Annotated in this window: 26 protein-coding genes; 1 reads left to right on the plus strand and 25 read right to left on the minus strand. The window is 48.1% G+C overall.

The genetic code is table 11. The annotated features are described in order from the left end of the window. The first annotated feature begins 119 nt into the window (after window positions 1-119). Entirely contained in the window at window positions 120-1058 is a 939-nt protein-coding gene (locus tag HP555_RS11925; protein ID WP_199262794.1) for a hypothetical protein, read from the plus strand. Here HP555_RS11925 and ribD read toward each other — a convergent pair. From ribD to HP555_RS12050, 25 genes are all read right to left on the minus strand, one after another. Continuing rightward, entirely contained in the window at window positions 1048-2178 is a 1131-nt protein-coding gene (gene ribD, locus HP555_RS11930; protein ID WP_199262796.1) for a bifunctional diaminohydroxyphosphoribosylaminopyrimidine deaminase/5-amino-6-(5-phosphoribosylamino)uracil reductase RibD, read from the minus strand. The genes HP555_RS11925 and ribD overlap by 11 nt on opposite strands. Beyond that, window positions 2175-2645 (minus strand): transcriptional regulator NrdR, encoded by a 471-nt coding sequence (nrdR, locus tag HP555_RS11935; protein ID WP_199262798.1) that lies wholly within the window; start codon window positions 2643-2645, stop codon window positions 2175-2177. The genes ribD and nrdR overlap by 4 nt, the downstream gene beginning before the upstream one ends. Window positions 2646-2745: 100 nt before the next feature. After that, window positions 2746-3174 carry a ribose 5-phosphate isomerase B gene (gene rpiB / locus HP555_RS11940; protein WP_233249173.1) on the minus strand — a complete coding sequence of 143 codons (429 nt, stop codon included), beginning with the start codon at window positions 3172-3174 and terminating at the stop codon, window positions 2746-2748. 23 nt (window positions 3175-3197) lie between these two features. Continuing rightward, entirely contained in the window at window positions 3198-4436 is a 1239-nt protein-coding gene (gene fabF, locus HP555_RS11945) for a beta-ketoacyl-ACP synthase II (protein WP_199262802.1), read from the minus strand. Window positions 4437-4522: 86 nt separating this feature from the next. Next, on the minus strand, window positions 4523-4756 hold the full coding sequence (acpP, locus tag HP555_RS11950) for an acyl carrier protein (protein ID WP_199262804.1): 234 nt from the start codon (window positions 4754-4756) through the stop codon (window positions 4523-4525). 81 nt (window positions 4757-4837) lie between these two features. Further along, a complete protein-coding gene (gene fabG / locus HP555_RS11955; protein WP_199262806.1) occupies window positions 4838-5587 on the minus strand; it encodes a 3-oxoacyl-ACP reductase FabG in 750 nt (249 codons plus the stop codon). Then, window positions 5571-6773: an electron transfer flavoprotein subunit alpha gene (locus HP555_RS11960; RefSeq protein WP_199262808.1), complete on the minus strand. Its 1203-nt coding sequence runs from the start codon at window positions 6771-6773 to the stop codon at window positions 5571-5573. Before HP555_RS11960 ends, fabG begins: the two co-directional genes overlap by 17 nt. A gap of 32 nt (window positions 6774-6805) precedes the next feature. Then, window positions 6806-7585 carry an electron transfer flavoprotein subunit beta/FixA family protein gene (locus tag HP555_RS11965; protein ID WP_199262809.1) on the minus strand — a complete coding sequence of 260 codons (780 nt, stop codon included), beginning with the start codon at window positions 7583-7585 and terminating at the stop codon, window positions 6806-6808. A 12-nt stretch (window positions 7586-7597) separates the two neighbouring features. Continuing rightward, window positions 7598-8746, minus strand: coding sequence for an acyl-CoA dehydrogenase family protein (locus HP555_RS11970; RefSeq protein ID WP_233249175.1), 1149 nt, complete (start codon window positions 8744-8746; stop codon window positions 7598-7600). A gap of 19 nt (window positions 8747-8765) precedes the next feature. After that, complete coding sequence (locus tag HP555_RS11975) at window positions 8766-9743, minus strand: beta-ketoacyl-ACP synthase III (RefSeq protein ID WP_199262811.1); 978 nt, start codon at window positions 9741-9743, stop codon at window positions 8766-8768. A gap of 12 nt (window positions 9744-9755) precedes the next feature. Next, a complete protein-coding gene (plsX, locus tag HP555_RS11980) occupies window positions 9756-10766 on the minus strand; it encodes a phosphate acyltransferase PlsX (RefSeq protein WP_199262813.1) in 1011 nt (336 codons plus the stop codon). Window positions 10767-10774: 8 nt separating this feature from the next. Next, window positions 10775-10963, minus strand: coding sequence for a 50S ribosomal protein L32 (gene rpmF / locus HP555_RS11985; RefSeq protein ID WP_199262815.1), 189 nt, complete (start codon window positions 10961-10963; stop codon window positions 10775-10777). Between the two features lie 81 nt (window positions 10964-11044). Further along, window positions 11045-11563, minus strand: coding sequence for a YceD family protein (locus tag HP555_RS11990; protein ID WP_199262816.1), 519 nt, complete (start codon window positions 11561-11563; stop codon window positions 11045-11047). Between the two features lie 203 nt (window positions 11564-11766). Further along, window positions 11767-12402, minus strand: coding sequence for an MlaC/ttg2D family ABC transporter substrate-binding protein (locus HP555_RS11995; protein ID WP_199262817.1), 636 nt, complete (start codon window positions 12400-12402; stop codon window positions 11767-11769). Window positions 12403-12434: 32 nt separating this feature from the next. Continuing rightward, window positions 12435-13088: an MlaA family lipoprotein gene (locus tag HP555_RS12000; RefSeq protein ID WP_199262818.1), complete on the minus strand. Its 654-nt coding sequence runs from the start codon at window positions 13086-13088 to the stop codon at window positions 12435-12437. Window positions 13089-13191: 103 nt separating this feature from the next. Further along, window positions 13192-13644 carry an outer membrane lipid asymmetry maintenance protein MlaD gene (gene mlaD, locus HP555_RS12005; RefSeq protein ID WP_199262819.1) on the minus strand — a complete coding sequence of 151 codons (453 nt, stop codon included), beginning with the start codon at window positions 13642-13644 and terminating at the stop codon, window positions 13192-13194. A 25-nt stretch (window positions 13645-13669) separates the two neighbouring features. Beyond that, window positions 13670-14446 (minus strand): ABC transporter ATP-binding protein, encoded by a 777-nt coding sequence (locus tag HP555_RS12010; RefSeq protein ID WP_199262820.1) that lies wholly within the window; start codon window positions 14444-14446, stop codon window positions 13670-13672. Beyond that, window positions 14443-15264 carry an MlaE family ABC transporter permease gene (locus HP555_RS12015; RefSeq protein ID WP_332908641.1) on the minus strand — a complete coding sequence of 274 codons (822 nt, stop codon included), beginning with the start codon at window positions 15262-15264 and terminating at the stop codon, window positions 14443-14445. The genes HP555_RS12010 and HP555_RS12015 overlap by 4 nt, the downstream gene beginning before the upstream one ends. Before the next feature lie 100 nt (window positions 15265-15364). Then, window positions 15365-15772 (minus strand): PilZ domain-containing protein, encoded by a 408-nt coding sequence (locus HP555_RS12020; protein ID WP_199262821.1) that lies wholly within the window; start codon window positions 15770-15772, stop codon window positions 15365-15367. A 222-nt stretch (window positions 15773-15994) separates the two neighbouring features. After that, window positions 15995-16384, minus strand: a complete 390-nt coding sequence (locus HP555_RS14255) for a sulfite exporter TauE/SafE family protein (protein ID WP_199262822.1) — start codon at window positions 16382-16384, stop codon at window positions 15995-15997. Between the two features lie 26 nt (window positions 16385-16410). Continuing rightward, the gene (locus HP555_RS14260) at window positions 16411-17649 is read right to left on the minus strand and encodes a sulfite exporter TauE/SafE family protein (protein WP_199262823.1); all 1239 of its coding nucleotides are present in this window, start codon (window positions 17647-17649) and stop codon (window positions 16411-16413) included. Between the two features lie 170 nt (window positions 17650-17819). After that, window positions 17820-19535 (minus strand): GAF domain-containing protein, encoded by a 1716-nt coding sequence (locus tag HP555_RS12035; protein WP_199262824.1) that lies wholly within the window; start codon window positions 19533-19535, stop codon window positions 17820-17822. Between the two features lie 20 nt (window positions 19536-19555). Further along, the gene (locus tag HP555_RS12040; RefSeq protein WP_199262825.1) at window positions 19556-19936 is read right to left on the minus strand and encodes a response regulator; all 381 of its coding nucleotides are present in this window, start codon (window positions 19934-19936) and stop codon (window positions 19556-19558) included. Window positions 19937-20251: 315 nt separating this feature from the next. After that, window positions 20252-20650, minus strand: a complete 399-nt coding sequence (locus tag HP555_RS12045) for a YkgJ family cysteine cluster protein (protein WP_199262826.1) — start codon at window positions 20648-20650, stop codon at window positions 20252-20254. Next, window positions 20650-22077: a sigma-54-dependent transcriptional regulator gene (locus HP555_RS12050; RefSeq protein ID WP_199262827.1), complete on the minus strand. Its 1428-nt coding sequence runs from the start codon at window positions 22075-22077 to the stop codon at window positions 20650-20652. The genes HP555_RS12045 and HP555_RS12050 overlap by 1 nt, the downstream gene beginning before the upstream one ends. Between the last annotated feature and the right edge of the window lies 1 nt (window position 22078).

Below are 22078 nucleotides of genomic sequence, written 5' to 3' on the forward strand. Positions count from 1 at the left end.
TCCGGCGCCTTTTTTATTCGTCGTCTTTATGGCACAGCTTTAAAGACAGACCAGATAACTGACGCCACCTGCGGATCTGCACCACCAAAGCTGATGCTGTTTTAGACATCCGGTCCATTATGCCTTCAGATTATTCTGTAAAAACACTCAACTGCAACACTCTATCCTACCAGGACATCTTTCTGGAAAGATTGTATGAGAGCTCTGTTGACAGCTCACTTACTGATAAATTACGTGAGTTCGGCCAGACCACGCCTCTTCTTGTTTTACAAAAAGCAGAGACAGCTTATCAGATTATTGCCAACTTTGCAGTTTATCAATCCCTAAAGACTCTTGACGTAACAGATGTATATTGTCGTATCTTACCACATTCTGTAGCATCTTATAGACGCTATTCACTACAGGTTCTTCATGGCTGGAATGAACTGCAGAATAGTCCTATCCTCCGTGCTCATCTTCTGCAACAGGTCAAAGACAACTGCACAACAGAAGAACTGTTATCGATACTTTCCTTGATGGAGCTCCCCTCTCAACTCTATACAGTTGATGAGCTGGTCTCTCTGCTCAACCTTTCGACCGAGACAATATTCGCTCTACATCACGGTCTTCTGACGTTGAAATCAGCAAAATTAATGCACCGGCTTTCTCATCAGGATCAGGAATATGTGATAAAATTATTGGAACTGTATAAACCCGGGGGATCCAAGCAGTATAAACTGCTCGAGATGATCATAGAGTTGACGCGAAGGATGAATATTTCCGTTGCTGACCTTGTGCAGAAATGGCTCCCCATGGAGCAGGACAACCGCACTGACAACAATCCGCAACATCTGCAAAATATTCTCCGTGAGCTGACAGAATTGTGTTGGCCTGAAAAAATAAAACTGGAAGAACAGTTTTTACAGTTTGTTCATTCACTGGCCCTGCCGAAAAATATAACTGTTATTCCAAGCCCGTCCTTTGAAGAGAAAGGTTGCTCACTGTGCCTTCATTGTTCAACAGAGGAAGAGTTACAGCACCTGTGGAACAGGATACGACCATTTTTTCCTACAGTGTAGCAGGATCGCGAACAAGCGCCCTGACAGCAATGTCATTTCCAAGACGATCCACGCTGATCTCTGTCAGTATACGCGCTTCTTCACGGCTGCCGATGCTGTATCCGTCAACCAATGGAACACCAATGTCGCCCACAATATAAGGTGCATACAGCAAAATCAGTTCATCCACCAGTTGCTGCCTGTAAAAAGCACCATGAATACGGGATCCCCCTTCAACAAGAACTGAAACAATATTGTTTTTACCCAGACTGGTGAGCACTGCAGTTAAATCAAGCCGACCATCTGACACTGCAGGAGTGCGACAGATCCTGACACCCCGGGCCTCAAACCCCCTTGCTTTATCTTCAGGTGCGTTCTCACTGCAGAATATCCAGGTTTCTGCAGCAGAGTTTTGCGTTATCATCTGCTGATCTGTGGGTAGACGCAAAGTTGAATCAAGAACAACTCGAAGAGGGTCACGTGAAGGTGTTTCCGATCCCTGCAGACGAGTCGTCAGCCGGGGATTATCAATGATGGCAGTTTCAACACCAATCAAAATCGCATCAACCTGGTTGCGGAGCTCGTGGACAAACTGTTGTGATTCCGGACCGGTAATCGGGCTTCCCTGTCCGGGACGAAACGTTATCTTCCCATCAAGACTGAGACCGGCCTTCATGATGATCCATGGCAGACCAGTGGTGCTGTGTTTAATAAAAGGATAGTTTAAAGCGCGACACGCCTGTTCACTGATCCCCGAGAACACTCGCAGGCCCTGACTCTCAAGATACGCAGCTCCTCCGCCGGTAACCCCCGGGTTGGGGTCAAGCATGCCGATGACGACGGCACGAATGCCGCTGCAAAGAATAGCCTCAGTACAAGGAGGTGTTCTTCCTGCATGATTACATGGTTCCAGGGTAACATAGAGTGTTGCTCCGCGGGCGCGGGGCCCTGCATCCATAATGGCATGCACCTCTGCATGGGGTCCCCCGGCCTTCTGATGGTATCCGCAACCAACGACCTCACCCTGGTTGACAAGTACTGCACCAACAACCGGATTGGGTGATGTTCGTCCCAAACCCTTTCTTGCCTCCTGCAGTGCCAGCCCCATATAAAAAGTATGTTCATCCTCTCTCTTCTTCATCGGCAATCTTTACCCTTCTCCCCAAGAAACTGCTTTAACTCATCCATAAACTCATTGACGTCTTTAAATTGCCGATAAACCGAGGCAAAACGAACATAAGCAACCTCATCCAGGCTCGGTAACGCCTCCATCACCCATTCACCGATCTGGCTCGTAGGTATTTCTTTGCTCCCATGATCCTGAAGCTTTTGTTCAATAGCATCAACGAAAATGTCTATATCCGTCAGGCTGACCGGAAGCTTCTCACAGGCTTTTTCCAACCCTGCAACAATTTTTCCCCTATCCCACGGTTCCCGTCGCCCGTCTTTTTTAATCAACATCGGCAACATCAACTCGATCCGTTCATAGGTGGTAAAACGTCGCTGACAGACATCACATTCACGCCGACGCCGGGTAATGGTTTTATCTTTATTGATGCGCGAATCGATCACTCGACTATCTAAATGTCCACAGTAAGGGCATTTCATACGGCTACCTGCACTATATCAACCTCTGTTCACCATAAAAAAACCGGCAACTCCTTCATGGAAGTATGCCGGTCTTTCGATCTTTTCGTGCGGGATAAGATTATCCCATAAGTTCAATCCTCCGCAAATGGCGACCGCCAGCAAAGGGCGTTGCGAGCCATGTCCTGACGATATCAACAGCAATACTCACACCAAGAACGCGAGCCCCCAGACAGAGAACATTGGCGTCATTATGCTCTCGGCTCATTCTGGCTGTAAAGGCCTCATGGCATAAAGCCGCCCGGATATGGGGATATCGATTGGCGGCAATGGACATACCGATCCCTGTTCCACAGATAAGGATACCGCGATGAGCATCCCCAGCAAGAATCGCCTTGCACACGGTTGCCGCATAGTGGGGATAATCGACGGATTCTTCAGAATAACTCCCGACATCTACTACTTCGTGGCCCAGGCTCTCAAGAGTTGCAACAATGTCTTGTTTGAGAGAAAAACCGCCATGATCACATCCTATTGCAACAACAGTCACGTCCATTCTCACTGGATTTGAATTCAACGAAATCGTCTGAAAGCAATAACTCCGTTCGTACCGCCAAAGCCAAAAGAATTTGACAGTGCGGTTTCAATGTGAGCATCCCGGGCAATCAAAGGTACATAGTCCAGGTCACAGTCCGGGTCAGGATTTTCCAGATTCACCGTTGGCGGCAGTATACCATTGTACAGGCTAAGAACTGTAAAGGCAGCTTCAATACCACCTGCAGCTCCGAGCATATGGCCAGTCATTGATTTTGTTGAACTCACTGCCAACTTATAGGCGTGGGGCCCAAACACCTTTTTGATCGCCAGTGTCTCACATTTATCATTTAACGGCGTTGAGGTGCCATGAGCGTTGATATAATCCACATCTTCGGGACGCAGGCCGGCATCTCGCAGAGCAGCTGCCATACAGCGGGCCGCACCCTCTCCGTCCTCAGGGGGGGCAGCAATATGATAGGCATCGCTGCTCTGACCATAGCCGATAATCTCAGCATAAATCGTTGCCCCGCGTTGCTTTGCCATTTCCAGTTCTTCAAGGATCATCATCCCTGCTCCTTCGGATATAACAAACCCATCACGGTCGCGATCAAAAGGTCTTGATGCGGCTGTTGGATCATCATTACGTGTTGAAAGTGCTTTCATTGCACTGAATCCACCAACAGCCAGCGGGCAGATAACCGATTCTGTTCCACCGGTTACGGCAACATCGCAGTCACCATAGGCAATATGGCGAAAAGCTTCTCCCACAGCATGCGTACCTGCTGCGCAGGCAGTTGTTTGCGTAAGATTAGGACCTTTGCACCCTATTCTCATGGAAATATGCCCGGAAGGCATATTGGGAATCACCCGGGGAATAAAAAATGGAGTGATTTTCCTCGGACCTTTTTTGGTTAAAATACTGTGATACTCTTCAATGGTCGGCAACCCACCCATCCCACAGCCGGTGATCACACCAACACGATCAATATTTTCTTCTGTAATGGACAGGCCGCTGTCTTTCCAGGCAATATCCGCCGCTGCCAGCGCGTACTGAACAAAAGTGTCAAGATTCTTCGCCTGCTTTTTCTCAAACCACTGTTCAGAGACAAAATCCCTCACCTCAGCCGCAATCTGTGATGCCTGCTCAGAAGCATCAAACCGGGTAATCGGTCCAATGCCGCTTTGCCCATTGATCAGTGCATCCCATGTTGGCGCAGTACCAATACCTAACGGCGTGATTAACCCGATCCCTGTTACAACGACCCGTCGCTTCACAACTATCTATCCTGTCTCAGCCTTGAATTTTTGCTACGAAATCAATAGCATTTTGTACGGTAACGATTTTTTCCGCCTATCCTGTCTCAGCCTTGAATTTTTGCTACGAAATCAATAGCATTTTGTACGGTAACGATTTTTTCCGCCTCTTCATCCGGAATTTCAACATCAAATTCCTCTTCCATGGCCATGATCAATTCAACCAGATCCAGAGAGTCGGCACCAAGATCGTCAACAAAAGAAGCAGCCGGAACAACCTTATCACGATCAACGCTTAATTGTTCCACAATGATATCAATCATTTTATCTTCAACAGCCATTACCTTTCTCCTATAGTTAGTAGTACTACGGTTTTTTTTTAGTAAAACAACGCGGAAACATAGACATTTGCACGTGCTTTGTCAATGCCCCATATACATACCACCATTGACATGTAATGTTTGCCCGGTCATATAGTTGCCGCCCGGTGACGCCAAAAAGGCCACTGCCGCCGCAACATCTTCAGGAGCACCCAAGGTACCCAGAGGTATTTGGGCTTTTAAACTTTCCTGCACATCCTCCTGCAGGTTATCGGTCATGTCAGTGACGATATAACCGGGCGCCACACAATTTACAGTGATATTACGCCCAGCCAACTCTCTTGCCATGGCCTTGGTCAGTCCGGTCAGTCCTGCCTTTGCCGCAGCATAATTTACCTGCCCTCCATTACCAACAAATCCAACCACTGAGGAAACGTTGATAATCCGCCCCCATCTCTTTTTCATCATGGTTCGTACCACTGCTTTACTGCAAAGAAATGCGCCTTTGAGGTTTGTGTCAAGCACACTATCCCAATCTTTCTCGCTCATGAGAGCCACCAGGCCATCACGGGTAATGCCTGCATTGTTGACCAATATATCGATCTGACCGTATCCGGCTATTGTTTCCTTGATGCTTTGCTGAACAGCGCCCGGATCGGCAATATCAAAACGAACCATAAAACCTTTACCGCCAGCGGTCTGAATCTGCCCCAGAGTTTCTTCTGCAGCAGCAGAATTCGCGACATAGTTCACACCAACGGTCGCCCCTAAGGAGGCCAGATGGACACAAATCGCCCGACCAATACCACGGCTGCCGCCAGTCACCAGGGCTACTTTATTCTCCAGCATCATTTTTCACCTCCTGCAACCGTTTGATCAACTCGGGAATCACTTCAAACAGATCTCCAACCACCCCATAGGTGGCAATATCGAAAACCGGTGCATTTTTATCACGGTTAATCGCCACGACAATTTCAGCGGACTGCATACCAACAGCATGCTGGACAGCCCCTGAAATACCACAGGCAATGTATAATTTGGGGCTGACGGTTTTTCCGGTCTGCCCGACCTGATGCGCATAGGGTATCCAACCGGAATCAACAGCAGCTCGTGATGCTGCAACAGATCCACCTAATTCAACGGCCAATTCTCTCAGTAAAGTAAATCCTTTCGCTGACTCCAACCCTCGCCCGCCGGCAACAAGTATCTCAGCCTCCTGGATATTCACCTGATCGTCGGCACTGCTCACCGTTTCAACAACTTCAACCTGTGACTGCAGCAGTTCTTCGGTGAGAGGCAGGTGAACAACTTCACCACTTCGAGATGGATCGGGCTGAGCCGGTGCCATGACGTTGGGACGAACTGTGGCCATCTGCGGCCGGGTCTGAGGGCACTCAATGGTGGCCATGATGTTACCGCCGAAGGCCGGCCGGGTCTGCAGCAAGGTGCCGTCTTCCTCCCGAATCTCCAAGCGTGTGCAATCAGCTGTCAGGCCGGCATCAACGGCTGTTGCCACATAGGGAATAACCGATCGCCCTATGGCCGTTGCACCGGCAAGAACCACCTCCGGTTTATACTGGCGGATGACGGTCTCTAAAATGTTTGCATACACATCCTCTCGGAACTGCTCCAAAAACGGATGTTCCGCCAAAAGTACCGTATCAGCACCTGCAGCAATAAGGCTGTCGGTATATTCAGTCACCTTGCCACCAGGCAGTATCACGATCAACTGAACACAACGTTTGTCAGCGAGTTTTCTGCCGATACCCAACAGTTCATAGCTGACAGGAGCAATTTTGCCGTGACGGTATTCAGCAAATACCATGATCCCGCTGTAGTCACTGATATCGGTTTGCGGGTGTTTATCAATCGTGTGAATATGCAATGCGCCCTCGGGACAGTTGTCAACACATGCACCGCATAAGGTACAGGACTCATTGACCACTGCACAATCTTCCGGCACACTGATCGCACCAAAAGCGCAACTGGTTTCACAAACTCCACAGGCTGTACATTTCTCACAGTCAATAATGAGCATGGATACGAATTCTATTTGTTGGATAAATGATTTTAAAGATGTGACTTAAGACGGGCGACGAGCTGGTCAACCTGCTCAGCGATACTCCCTGTAAAGATCTGCCGGTCACCTCGGGGTTCCGGTGAAAAGACACGGACAACTTTCGTTGGGGAACCGGCCAATCCGATGCACTGCGGATCCGCACCGATATGGGCTGCGGAGAACTGCTGAATTTCAACCTTTTTGGCCCTCATCTTGCCTTTCAATGAGGCAACACGTGGTTCATTGATGTCTTTAACAACCGTTATCAAAGCCGGCAACGGAAGCCTCACAACATCAAAGCCATCATCCATCATACGCTCAACTTCGATGGTGTCATCGGTTATCTTTCGTTTTTTCTGGACACAGGCGGCATAGGGCAGTCGCAAACGCCTTGCCAGACCGGGCCCCACCTGCGCGGTATCACCATCAATGGCCTGCTTACCACATAAGATCAGATCAAAACCGCCAAGAAACTCCACAGCCTTGGCCAGGGTATAGGATGTAGCCCAGGTATCAGCTCCTGCAAAGGCACGGTCAGAAACAAGCACAGCCTCGTCAGCACCGCAGGCAACCGCCTCGCGCAAAACAGCTTCTGCCTGAGGCGGTCCCATGGTGATAACTGTCACCGAACCGCCCTGCTGCTCCTTTATAACAACCGCCTCCTCAAGAGCATGGCGATCATAGGGGTTCATGATGGACTCTACACCTTCCCTTGCCAAGGTGTTGGTCTTCGGATCAAGACGGACATCTTTTGCATCCGGAACCTGTTTAACACACACAAGAATCTTCATATCGTACGTCTGTTAGGAGTATTCTTTGTTGAGTTCCTGACCAACGACATTGCGCTGGATCTGATTGGTTCCCTCATAGATCTGGAGAATCTTCGCATCACGCATCATCTTCTCCACCGGATATTCCTTCATATAGCCATACCCGCCAAGCACCTGAACCGCATCTGTTGTCACCTTCATAGCCATGTCAGTGGCAAACACCTTACACATGGATGATGCCTTCGACATATTTTTGGGATGCATATCAATATGCTTGGCTGCTGCGTACACCAGAGCTCTCGCGGCTTCGAGCTGAATTGCCATGTCAGCCAGCATATGCTGCACCGCCTGAAAAGATATAATGGGTTTACCGAATTGAACGCGTTGCTTGGCGTAGGTAACAGCTTCGTCCAGCGCAGCCTGAGCAAGACCGACCCCCAGCGAGGCAATACCGGGACGAGACATATCCAGGGTTTTCATGACCGTAATAAAGCCTGTCCCCTTTCTGCCCACCAGCCGATCTTTGGGGATACGACAGTCCTTAAGTATCAACTCCCGGGTTGCGGAAGAACGGATACCCATTTTGTCTTCCTTTTTTCCGTAGGAAAAACCAGGGTCGCCGTCTTCAACAATGAAAATTGATGCGCCACGAGCACCTTTTGTGGGATCGGTCATCGCGACAATGGTGTAAATCTCTGACTCACCACCATTGGTGATCCACTGTTTTGTACCGTTGAGCACCCAAAAGTCACCGTCTTCCACAGCGGTTGTTCGAATGCCGGAGGCATCACTGCCGGCATTCGCCTCGGTAAGCCCGAATGCCGCCCAGCGAGCGCCGCTTGCTATATCGGGCAAATATTTCTGCTTCTGCTCTTCACTGCCGGCAATCATCACGGGAAAAATACCTAAAGCACTGGCAGCAAAACTCGTAGCAACCCCCACACAGCCACGCGCCAGCTCTTCCATCGCCAGAACGATTTCAAAACATCCCCCCCCAAAGCCTCCATACTCTTCAGGCACAAAAATACTGAACAAATCGGCTTTGGCAATATCCTCTAAAATTTCGCGGGGAAATTGATTTTTCTCATCGAGTTCTGCTCGCACAGGGACAATCTTTTCGTTTGTGATCTCCCTGGCAGTATCGATAATCATCTGTTGCTGTTCCGTGAAAAAATAATCCACACGTATCCTCCTTAATATCTTACCAACGCATGAGCAAGGAACCCCAAGTAAGTCCGCCACCAAAAGTACACAGCAAGACAATGTCGCCTCTCACTAAACGTCCCTGACGATGCGCCTCATCTAAAGCGATCGGAATACTAGCGGCTGAGGTGTTACCATATTGACTTAAATTGATAAAAATCTTTTCCTCAGAAATCCCTAAACGCTCCTTGAGATTATTGAGGATACGAATATTTGCTTGATGGGGAATCATCAGACTGATATCTTCGATAGCGGTTTTCGTTTTTCTGAGGAGAGTTTTAACCGCATCTTCCATAAGACGAACAGCGTGTTTAAAAATATCACTCCCATTCATCTGAATATGTGCCCCCTGCCAGTCTTGACGCTGTAAATCAGGATTGAGACTTTCCGGGCTGTCCATAAAGAGCAAATTCCACAACTTCCCATCTGCTTTCAAATTACTCCCAAAGATGCCCCGTCCGTCACTTGAGCCGCTGACGATCACCGCTCCGGCGCCATCGCCGAAAAGGACACAGGTATTGCGATCTTGCCAGTTCACACGGGCGGACAATGTTTCAGCACCGATCAGCAGGATCTTCATATCCGCACGGTTTTGAATATAGTTGCTGGCCAGATCCAGACCATACGTAAAACCGGCACAGGCGGCATTGATATCGTAGGCAAAAGCGTTGACTGCCCCCAGTTCAGCCTGCACAAAGCAAGCGGTCGACGGCATGATCATATGCGGAGAAATGGTGGCAACAATGATCAGGTCCAGTTCTTCGGGATCAATGCCGGTCACAGCCAAAGCTCGACGAGCCGCCTTCGCTGCCAACTGGTATGTCTGTTCCCCGGCCGCAGCTATATGACGATTGCGGATTCCAGTTCTTGTGGTAATCCACTCATCAGAAGTCTCGACCATCTGTTCAAGCTCAAGGTTGGTAAGAGTCCTTGCCGGGAGGCAGGAACCGGTACCAAGAATAACCGCTCTTATCATGGATACTTTTTATCAGACAACGGAGGTGTTGAGGGCACGAACGATTGCCGGGTTAACCTGATTACGCACCATGCTGGCCGCAACTTCAATGGCGTTGGCAATCGCCAGGGCATTGGAGGCACCATGGCAGATGATACCCGTACCATCAATACCTAACAGAGGTGCGCCGCCATATTCTGCATAATCTACTTGTTTTTTAAATCCGGCAAAGGCTTCACGGATAAAAAGATAACCGATCCTTGCTCGCCATGTCTTCATAATCTCTCGTTTTAACAGGTGCATAGCCGCTTCGGCCAACCCTTCGCTCACCTTCAAAACCGTGTTTCCAACAAAGCCATCACAGACAACAACATCAACATTCCCCTTATAAATATCACGTCCTTCGACATTACCAATAAAATTTAGGGAGCTTTTTTTAAGAAGGTCGTGGGTTTCCTTGACCAGGACATTGCCTTTGCAACTTTCCTCTCCAATACTCAACAGGCCAACTCGAGGGCTCTCACAGTTTAAGAGCAGACGAGAACAGGAAGAGGCCATGACGGCAAATTGGTACAGATGCTGCGCCCGACAATCAACGTTGGCACCGATATCCATGAGCATGACCGGCTGCTTCAACGTTGGAAAAAAACTGGCGATCCCAGGTCGAGAAATCCCTGGAAGACGACCGAGTTTTTTTATTGCGGCTGCCATAGTTGCTCCGGAATTCCCGGCAGATACAACTGCATCAGCTTCACCATTTTTCACCAGCTCGAAGCCGACCATAATGGTCGCCTCTTTTTTTCGACGAATCGCCTCAACCGGAGATTCATCCATAGTGATAACGTCTGATGCGTGGTGAATGGTAATTCGATTAATTACCTCAGGAGATCCGGACGAACTGTCGACAAGCTGCTGTTCCAGATGAACCCGGGGACCGACAAGAATGACATGGAGATCATTGTTTTTCCGAACCGCGGCGAGAGCACCCTGGACCGCCATTACCGTCCCCAGGTCGCCACCCATGGCGTCAAGGGCTATTCTCACAGTACCGCCTAGTTGATATCTTCCTCAAACTGAATGACGTTGCGACCTTTATACATACCGCATCCGCCACACAACTGATGTCGCATTTTCGGTTCACCACACTCCGGACACAAACCAACACCCGGTTTAATCAAAGCATCGTGTGAGCGTCGAAGCCGTGTTCGTGAATGAGAGTGCCTGCGTTTTGGTAAAGCCATTTTATATGTCCTCTTCTTGTCTGTATATGCGGGCGATTCATTATCATCAGCCTGATAAAGCCCGCATACCCACGGTTAATGTTATTTTTTTATATGTGTCAGTATTGCAAATGGCGACTTTGAATGCTCGCGGTCACATTTGCACAAAACCTGGTTACGATTGCCGCCACACCAGGCACAAATCCCTTTACACTCTTCCGAACACAGTTTTTTCATGGGCACCATCAAAAATAACTGCTGACGAACAGCCTCGTTGAGATCAATAACCGGTTCATCTAAGATAATTGTATCAACAGCCGTTATCTTACCTTCCAGGTCCCGCAATCGCCACGATGCATCTGTCTCATACTCAAAAAGCAGCTGCAGTGCTGTATCCACCTTCAGTTCATACAAAGCTAAACAACGATCACAGTCCAGCTGAAGGATAACAGCGAGTCGTCCCTGCAACTCCGCTTTGTTCTCTCCCTTACGTTTTAACATCCCTGTCACATGCAGGGACTCCGGCATTGCCACAACCTCGGACATCCCGTCAAATCCCTTAACACTACGCATTTCGATGTGACTGCCGCCAGGAGGGATTTCACTTAATCGAACCAACATTTCACTACCCCAGCCAATGCTCTCTCGATTTTTGTAAAACAAAAGATTATATCAGGAAAAGAACTGTTCGCCAAGTAAAAAGAAGAATGCATGGGGCTGGGAGGAGATGTCGGCTGTATCTGTCAAACCTGGAACACCCGCGTGTCTACCTGTATGACTGCAGATGTACATCACGCATTGTGCGAGATAGCGCGGATATACGATCAGGAAACCTTGTTCTCCTGTTCCAGTTCAACAATTTTTTTCCGAAGTTGATCTGTTAAACCCGAATACCCATCTTTCCGTAAAATTTCCCTGAACTGCTCCATATAGTTGCGGACGAGACTGACTCCTTCGACGATCACATCATAGGCCATCCATTCATTGCCGCGCAAAGTCATTATATAGGCAACTGGAATCGTTTTTTGCTTATCAACGAGCAGGGTTTGCACTTCTGCACGTTGCCCTTTGATTCGCTGTTGAGTAAACTCCACTTCCTGGCCTGAATAATCGTCTATTCTATCCACATAAACGTACTGCAACAGCTGAGTGAACAGCGATTCAAACTCGTCCTGCTCGCTGGGAGACAAGTCTCGCCAATATTGGCCAATGACTCGCTTACTCATCTCTCTGAAATCAAAACGTTCCCGGACAACACTGATCACACGACGACTCTTCTCCCGTTTCGACAACGTCTTGAGATCGGGATCTGCAAGTGTTGCGGTCACCTTTGCGATAAATGGTCGGAACTGTTCAGTGGGGTCCGGCGTGGCAGACGCAGCAGTTTGAATACCAAAAATACCGGCAATGAAAAGAAAACAGACTGTAAAAATAAACAATTTTATCCGACTGATATACATACCATTATCCGTGAGATATATGAGCTGAGGCTTTACTGATGGGTGTGATCAAACTGTTTAGCCCGGATTTGAAAATAACCGTTCCGGAAAGCGATGTATGGATCAAAGCTCAATGATTTGGCATCTTCATATTCACCGAGGTGCAGCGACGTATAGTTTACAGAACGCACACCATGTGCGGCCGCTGTGGTTAAAACATCATCATTCCAGGGAGTATGGGTTGTCATTGCAAACCCGTCACCTACAGTTCCCGTCAGATCCCGGAGTGTTGAAGGGCCCAGCAGGGGGACTACCAGATAAAAACCATCCCCCACTCCCCACACTGAAAACGTTTCACCAAGCGAAGCATACACCGGGCTCATTTTAAATTCATGTGCCGCTGGATCCGCCAGACCAAAAACCCCGCAGATACTGTTGATGACAAATCGTCCCAGTGTTCGGCCGGCATCATGCACCCGACCCTGCAACAGGCAGTTTACAGCCCGGACCGGCTCGCCCAGGTTATAAAAAAAATTACTGACACATTGACGGATATCTGAGGGTAGCACCTTGCTGTATCCGGTGGACACCGGTTCAAGGACCCACACGTACACCTTGTCATTGACGTTAAAAAAGAATCTGTTGACCGGTTCAAGAGGGTCGCTCACTGATGACGGTTCATAGCTCTCGTCATCAAGATAATCCACCTCCTGCCCCCAGGATATTCCATGACAAAAGACAAGTACGAGGACAAAAACGTACCGTGAAAATGTCTGACAACTCTTTCTCAGAATCATAAGATATCGGTGATTATTTATCTACCTGACCAAAGGCAAACTTAGAGATGAGTGACTCAAGATCAACAGCAGACTCAGTATCGACAACTGTATCTTCAGGTTTATACAGTTCTGAATCACCTCCCAGGGTAATCTGAATAATTTTATCACCTATGATTCCTTGAGATTTTACTGAAGCCACCGAGTCCACAGGGACAGTCACACTTCGATCAAGCTGCATGCCGACCACGGCCAGACTGTCTTCGTTCAGCTTAAGATGCCGCACCTTTCCAATTGTTACCCCTGCTATCTGAACATCAGCTCCGACTTTCACACCGGAGATGTTGTTGAACTCTGCATTGAGAATATAACTTTTTGACTCAGTCACCCACGGCACTTCCCCAAGTTGCAATGCCAACCATCCTAAAGCCAAAAAGCCGATAATTAAAAAACTACCAACCAATATTTCAATACGGGCGCTCCCCATTGCTTTATCTCCTTGATCAAGCAGCTTACTGCCCCATCACCATTCGGGCAAATTCACGAATTTCCGGCTTGGAAGAGCAGGAAATCTGTGTTGCATCTGCAAAAACATCCAACTCACCTTTATTAACCAGAATAATTTGATCAGCAAGGGTAAAAATCTGTGGAATATCGTGACTGACGATGACCGCCGTATATCCTAAGTGTTGCTGCGTTGTCGTAAACAGTTCATAGATCTCTTTAGTCATCACAGGATCAAGTCCTGTCGTCGGTTCGTCGAAAAGCACAATCTTGGGATCAAGTTGTAACGCTCGCGCCAAACCGACCCGTTTCTTCATCCCCCCGCTTAACTGAGCCGGGTACTTATCTTCATGCCCAGCCAGTTCCAACTGTTCAAGGGTAGCCGCCACCTTGGTATAAATTTCATCATCTGTCAGTTTTGTTCGCTCTCGTAACGGCAGGGCAATATTTTCGAAAACGGTCAATGAATCAAACAGGGCTCCACCTTGAAACAACACTCCAAACAGCATGCGTACCTCTTGAAGCGCTTTATACCTCATGGTGCCCACATCTTGATTGCCCACCAGAACCTGTCCGGAGTCGGGTCGCAACAACCCTAATATCAACTTCAGGATAACACTTTTCCCCTGGCCGCTTCCTCCCGCAATCACGGTGGTTTTTCCTTTGGGTATAGAAAAACTGGCGTGCTCTAACACACGATGTCGTTTACTCCGTGTGTCAAAAGATTTACAAACATCAACAAATCGGATAGCCGACTCATGATGCTCTCTAATATCCGTATTCACAGTAAAATTGCTGTTAAGAGATAATCAAAAATGAGTACTGCTATAGAGGATAAAACGACGGCCTGGGTCGTGACCTTGCTCACACTTTCCGCACCGAAACCAGCCCCGCGGATTTTCTGCACAAAATAGCCTCGGCCGGTACAGATCCAGACCACAAGCAAGCCAAATACAAAAGATTTTATAACACCCAGTCGTATGTCATGGTTGGTCACACTCTGTTCCATTCCCGAAAAAAATGAACCACTGTTAACACCCATTAATTTGACTCCGGCCAAATATCCTCCCATGATGCCGACGACATCAAAAAGAGCTGTCAGGAGGGGGACCGAAATAAGAGCAGCTAAAAATTTAGGTGAGATAAGGTAACGAAAAGGGTCAATGGCCATACATTCCAAAGCATCAATCTGTTCAGATATGCGCATTATACCTATTTCTGCACACATGGCGGAACCAGCGCGACCAGCCACCATCAGCGCTGTCAGTACCGGGCCGAGTTCCATGATCAGAGTGAGTGAAACAGCCGATCCAAGCATACCCTCAGCCCCGAATTTATGGAGTGAATAGTACCCCTGTAAACCCAACACCATCCCGGAGGACAGAGCGGTGAAAAAAATAACTGTGACTGATCCGGCACCAATAAAACCGAGCTGCTTGATCATCTCTCTGAAACGAAACGGTTGCTTCAGTAGACCGACCAGAGCAAAAAATAAAAAAATACCCATTCGGCCCAGATCGGTCAACACGTACAACGTTCGATCGCCCAAGGCTCCCAAGAAGCGAAGCGGGGCCGGCTGCTGATGCGTTTGGTTGACTTCCAATCAACAAATCTCCCTGTTACTTGCTCTTACCGGATGATACGAAGCAGCAACATCCATGTGCAAGAACAAAATGAAAAGACTGTACACCCCTTTATGCAACTTACCGAGCTGGAGTGAATTTTGAGGTAAAATCCTCAAGAAAATGTTCAGCCACACCAATGGGATCGTCTGAGGAATACAGGACCATGGTTTGTAAAAACATAAAGCTGTCGTCTTCCATATGGGTAAACTGCACCCCTGCCCCACCAGCATCTTTTCTGCATGTTCTTGCAAGGATTGTGAGTATCAAGCTGGATTTGCAGCCGGTTTCATACAGTTCCAGACGGAGATCCTCTCCTGTGGGAAGATCACAGGCTTCTTCTAAATACAACCCACTCAGGCTTAAGTTCCGTGCTCTGAATCGACCCTGCAACTGATCTTTAACGTAAACTTTAACGCTACGGGTAAAAATAACTCTTGGATGTCTGCGCTTTTCCGGAGAAAAGGCCAAGGCGCCTATGGTTGTCATCTTGATACTCGAATAAGAACTGATCAATGAAGTAGCCTGTAGTATCGCATTCCAATAAAATTATCGCAAGCAGTAATTCTCCTGGTATAACTCAGGCAGATGAAGACCCGTCAGCCCCGGCACAGAGCAAAAAGCCGGGGTGAAATCATCACCCCGGCTTATTCACCGTAACGTCTATGCAAAAAAACTCACAGACTAAACATCAGCTCAACTCTGCAACAATCAATATACACCTAAAAGGTTAAGTGCCAATAAAAGCAGTCCAATGCAGGCAATTCGCTTCACCACCAGTGGACTGACCCGCTTGGCAATCTGTGGAGCTAAATAACCGCCCAGAATCGCTGCGGGAAACATGGCCAGAAAAAAGTAGAGGTCAAAGTTACCAAACTGGTAATGACGCATGGTGCTGATTGAGGTGTTGAAAAAGATGGCAAGCAATGAGCTGCCGACAACCAGATACATAGGTAGACGCAAGGCAACGGTCATCAGCGGCACCATGAAAGGACCGCCGCCAAAGCCGAACATCGAGGACATGATGGCAATTAAAAAACCGCCGATACAACCAACCACCATGTTTACTTTAAATTCTTGTCCCCAAAATTCTATTTTCATACTCACTTCCTCCTCGAGCGGATTGCTTATTTTTTACCTTGAGCAGCTTCTTCAGCACGTTTCTTGAATTCTTTAAGGATAGCCTGTTCTTTCTTGTTCTTTGCCAGATAACCAGGCGTGGTCTGCCAGAACATCAGTACCGCGAGAACAATAAGGATCCATCCAAAAGCAAACTTAAACTGATCCAAAGTAATCATTTCAGTTAACTTCGGACCTATAAATCCACCGAGAAGCATAGCCGCTCCAATGCTGCAGCCAAGTTTCCAGTTAATAAATTTTATTTTAGAATAGTTATAAATACCGCTGCCCTGTGAGAAAAGAACAGTAGGCGTAACGGTACCGGCAACAATTGTGTGCGGCAGGGCCGGAAAAAGTGTCAGCAGGAGAGGGTTCATGATAAAACCACCACCAGCACCCATAAGAACGCCAAAGATGGCGACTACCAGGGTCAAGAAAAACGGATAAAAAATGTTGAGGCTGGTTCCGGCGTTACCCAGGTAAACATTGGGAAAATCAATTTTATTCTCAAAGGTAACAGCTTCGCTCTTGGCATTTTTATCAGCCACTGCGACAATCTTGTACTGGCCTGGGGCCAATCCTTTACGAACGTTGATATCAGCTGTGTAAGAACCGTCCGGCTTAAGATCAATCACAGCGGCAAAAACGTTGTCAATCTTGCGAAAACGAGCCTTGACCAGCTGCATGGATCGTTTGTTATTTTCTTTAGCATCAAGGGCGGGGAGCAGATCACCGCGGCTACCGATGATACTGGCCATCAAGGTTGACTGGTAGCTGTCGATCTTGGCCTTTGCCGGTACAGAGTATGCCCCTTCAGCACCGAGGCTCTTGAGCAGTTCCGAATAACTCCATTTATTCTTTTTCTTGGCTTCTTCATCGATCTTTGCCTGCAAATCCTTGGATACAAAAATTTTATAATACGCAGGCATCTCGCTGGTTATATAAAATTTATAAGGTCGCACACCGGTCTCTTTGTCCGGATCTGCATCAAAACGGTTGGCCCGCACCATATGATCGGCAGCATAGACCTCCAGATAAACCGGCTTGCCGGCAGGTACCTGACCACTGACCTTAATGGTTCCGCCATTATTAATCTGTGCTTTGTCAATGGTTATGGTCGGTGCATCCAGCACCGCCGATTGTCCGGATGCCTGAGAGGTGTCTTCGACGCCGCAGGCGACGTTAACACCGGCAAACATTACCATTGCCGCAACAAGCCATGGCATTATTCCTGTTTTTTTCTTCATACTCGCGTCTCCTTTGAGTCTGTTTGCTGAGGTCAGCTTGTAACCTCCACCACAAACGGTAAACATAATCCCATACCACTCGGATCATTAAACCCGATAAAAACCTATAATTCACATGCATTTACTGCAACAAAAAATCTTCTCATCCCTGTGTATCCCTGCAGCCCTCCTTAACGCCGGTCTTCAGCGTCTTTTGAATTTTGTGTCAACGATAGTATTTTACGTTCACCGGCGTAATCCTGATCGGTAAAACCGGTCATTGATACCATCTTACTGGTTAACTCCCCAATCTGTTTTAAGTTACGAACGATAACTTCCAGCTCTTCGCGCTCTTCAGGCAGCTGAAGCTCTTCGGCCAGAAGTTCCGCAGTTCCTAAAGCGGCAAACAGGGGGCTGTTGACCTCATGGGCCACAGTGCCTGCCAATGCTAAAATTGCCTGCAACTTACCACTTTGTAAACGTTCTTCCGCCAACAGGTACTCACTGGTAACATCTCGAATAATTTCAATTACATACAAAATATTGCCACTGTCATCATGAATGGGAAATGCTGTCCGCTCCAGCCATCGTTGTGCTTGATCCTCACCAGATGTTTGCAGAAAGGGGCGCATCTCTCTTCCCTGAAGCACCTGTTCCACCGGACTGTCTTCAGAAGTGATATCGCACAACTCGGTATAGGACCTGTCAAGTACCTCATCTTCCGGCTTGCCAACGGTTTCAAGATAGACCTGATTAGCAAGCACTATCCGCCGACTTTGATCAATAACCAACAACTGATGCTGTAAGCTGTCAATAATGTTTGCAAGAAACTCCTCATGCGCCTGCACCTGTCGCATCAACCGGGTAATTTTTTGGTAGCTGCGCGCTTTACGTATGGCCGACCCTCCAACCTCTGCCAAAGTAACGGCAAACCTGACCGCAGAATCTGTAAAAACACGTGGCCTGTCACTGAGAATACGCAGGGCACCGATGACCTCACCATTGACTTTTACGGGCACTGCCAGCAGTGAACAGATGCCTTCTGTGGTCATTTGCTGATGGTATTGTATACGTGGATCACGTCTCACATCATAAATTGCCACAGGCTCCCCGTTGAGCACCACCTGAATGTTCCGCTCATGACTGACCTCACCCCGGTGCAGATAGGCTGCCGATAGTCCATAGGAAGCGGCCAACTCCAGAAGGCCCGATTCAGGGTTGATCAAGCGCAAGGTGCAGCCTTTAGCACCCATACTCACTGCAGCCCGCTCCACCACAACGTTAAAGATATGATCAATGTCAAGAGTGAAATTTACCAGGGTGGAGATCTCCTGAATACCATTCAAAAAGACCAGCCGCGCCTCCATCTCCTTAAACATTCGGCCATGGGAGATGGCCACTCCGATCTGTTCGGACAAACCGACAGCTAAAGCTATCTCGGCATCTGTGAACTGATGAGTTCTGCGCGTGAGTAACCGCATAATGCCAATGAGCTCTTCCTTATACAAGACAGGTACAGTCAAAATACTCTTGATACCTTCCTGAGCAGCTGCTTGACGAAACTGCGGACACGACTCCTGTGCTGCATCTTCATTGTACACAGGTGTTCCGGATCGAACCGTTGTTAGGGTCTCCTCAGTATCGATAACTTCGCGAGAAAGATATTCCAGTGAAACACCGTGGGCAGCGCCAAGGACAAAAGTTCGGGTGGAGTGATCAAGCAATCTGATGGTACAGGCATCAACGATCAGCAACTCCGTCAGACTCCGCACAATTGTATCCATCACCTCTTGGTGATCAAGGGTCGTTGAGATGAGACGGCTCACCTTTTGGTACACCTCCAGAAACTGCCGGTCACGGCCTGGAACGGCTCCTCCTGATGCTCCCTGCGATGCTCCAGTCTGCATTGGCGATTCTGCGACCACGCTTACTCCGATCCCTGATCAGCGTGCGCTGCCAGGACCTTTTCTACTTTTTCCTCCAACTCTGTCCGATCAATTGGTTTTACACAGTATTCATCAGCCCCCAAACTAATAGCCTCACGCGCCGTCTCCACAGTCGGGTAACCGGTGAGCATAATGGCACCGATATTGGGCTTTGCCTCTTTCATGATCGCCAGAACTTCAATGCCGCTCATCTTTTTGAGTTTTATATCCAGGATAACGAGGTCAACAAAAGATTGCCGTACAAAGGCGATAGCCTCATCTTCATCCGTAAATGTATGGACGACATGTCCTTTCTTCCTCAGAATTTTACCTATTAATACGGTCGCATCAAGAACATCATCTAAAGTAAGTATTTCAGCCATTTCCACGCCATTGTAAAATTACAAACATGTGCATACGTCCGCATGCACATGTTTTTGTTAAAAAACGAACCGATCATCGTAGTCCTTATCTTAACAGGTCAACATTTGCATGTTCAATGCCAGGTTCGCACCATCACTATATTCATAAAATTCTTTTAATATCATTTAGTTAAAAATGACATATCCAGCAGAACAACACGTTAATTAATGGATGGGCACACTCTAAAGCAACAAAAATGTTGCAGAGCAACAAAATAATTGCATGGGCAAAGAGCTGCGATAGGAGAAAAACAGAACCCTTTGTCGAGAAATCGTCTAACGTTTCTCAAGCAGAACTGTGAAAAGACCCTGCTCAATACGTGGTTGAATACTGCTGAGCAGCTCAGAACTTTCCAGATACGGACAGGGTTTAGCATAAGGAAATTCCCGACACTGCCGGGGTCGAGCCTCATGAATTGTGCAGCGTTTACTCAACCGATCGTCGGCAAGCAGAAGACATGATCCGTCTTCCTTGATTTTGAAGGTATTCCTGTTCTCAAGATAACGTGTCCGCACCTCACCATCACTGATGTTGAAATAACGTGCAATCCGATTGATATCTGCGGCATCAAGGTACAGGGTGGCTCCGGGTAAGCGATAACAGCAATACCCTGGACAAAAATTACAAAACGATTTGTTGCGAGCCAATACATACTCGCCTCTCTGACCTGACATCAGCGAAAACTCCTTGATTCAATCCTGTATCGTCGCAAGAGACGCTGCAGGGCCTGTCGTTCCATGCCGCAAATCCGGGCAGCGGCCGTAACATTTCCTGCTGTTGTTTTTAAGGCTGCAGTTAAATAAGCGTCATTGAACTGTTGCAGCACCTGATTTTTAGCATCCTGGTACGATAGGTGAGTAACTGAGGTGGTGTCGATTGAGTCATGCACGACTGATCTTTTTCCCGCTGTTCCCTCTTCTGACGCATCGTTCCACAGATCGCGCCGTTCAATTATTGTCTGCTCATTGAGTAGAGCGCATCTGTTAATAATATTCTGCAACTCCCGAATGTTCCCTTGCCATTGGTGCTGCATCAAGGCCTGCAGGGCATCGGCTGTAAATTCCATGGATGGGCGGCCATGCTCAAGACAGTACCGTTCAAGAAAATGCTGGGCCAACAGCGGAATGTCTGTTGCCATGGCTGCCAGGTTCGGCATGGTTATGGTCATGACATTTAAACGGTAAAAGAGATCCTCACGAAACTCTCCCCGTTGAATCTTTGCTTCGAGATCCTGATTAGTTGATGCAATCACGCGGACATCTACTTTGAACGTACGATTCTGTCCCAGCGGCTGCACCTCTTTCTCCTGGAGCACCCGAAGCAACTTGGTCTGCACACTCACCGGAATATCGGCAATTTCGTCCAGAAAGATGGATGATCCGTCGGCCGCTGCAAAAAGCCCGGTTTTATCACGATCAGCCCCTGTGAACGCGCCCCGCCGATAACCAAACAACTCGCTTTCTAAAATATGCTCCGGTAATGCCGGACAGTTCACAGTGACCATGGGCCGCTGATTCCGGGGTGAAAGATTATGCAGTGCTCTTGCCGCAAGCTCCTTACCGGTTCCGGATTCTCCACGGATTAATACTGTTACCGAACTGGGTGCAACCCGTCGTATCAATGCCACGGTTTCAACAAGTTTCCGGGATCGGCCAACAAAACCAAGCCTGTGGTCATGCCCGGAAAGCTGATGGTGCAGTTGAATATTTTCGCGGAGCAATCGTGTGCGTTCAACAGCGCGACGGATGGTCTGCAAAATATGTTCGTTATCAAAGGGTTTTTCAACAAAGTCATAGGCACCGTCCTTCAATGCCCTGACCGCCATTTCAATGGTGCCATGCCCGGTCATTAAAATGATCGTCATGGTTGGATCAGAAGCACACAACCGCTGGAGTAATGCCAGACCATCCATGCCCGGCATTTTGATATCGGTCAGAACAACATCCGGAGATTCGGCCTGAACGTTTGTTAAAGCCTCCTCGCCGGATGCAGCACTCATAACCACATACCCGCATTTTTTGACCAGCATCTTACTGAGAAAAACGAGCATGTCTTGTTCGTCGTCAACAACTAGAATTTTCGGACAGACACCCGTACTCATA

It is taken from the genome of Desulfobulbus oligotrophicus, assembly GCF_016446285.1.
In the GTDB taxonomy this organism is placed as follows: domain Bacteria; phylum Desulfobacterota; class Desulfobulbia; order Desulfobulbales; family Desulfobulbaceae; genus Desulfobulbus; species Desulfobulbus oligotrophicus.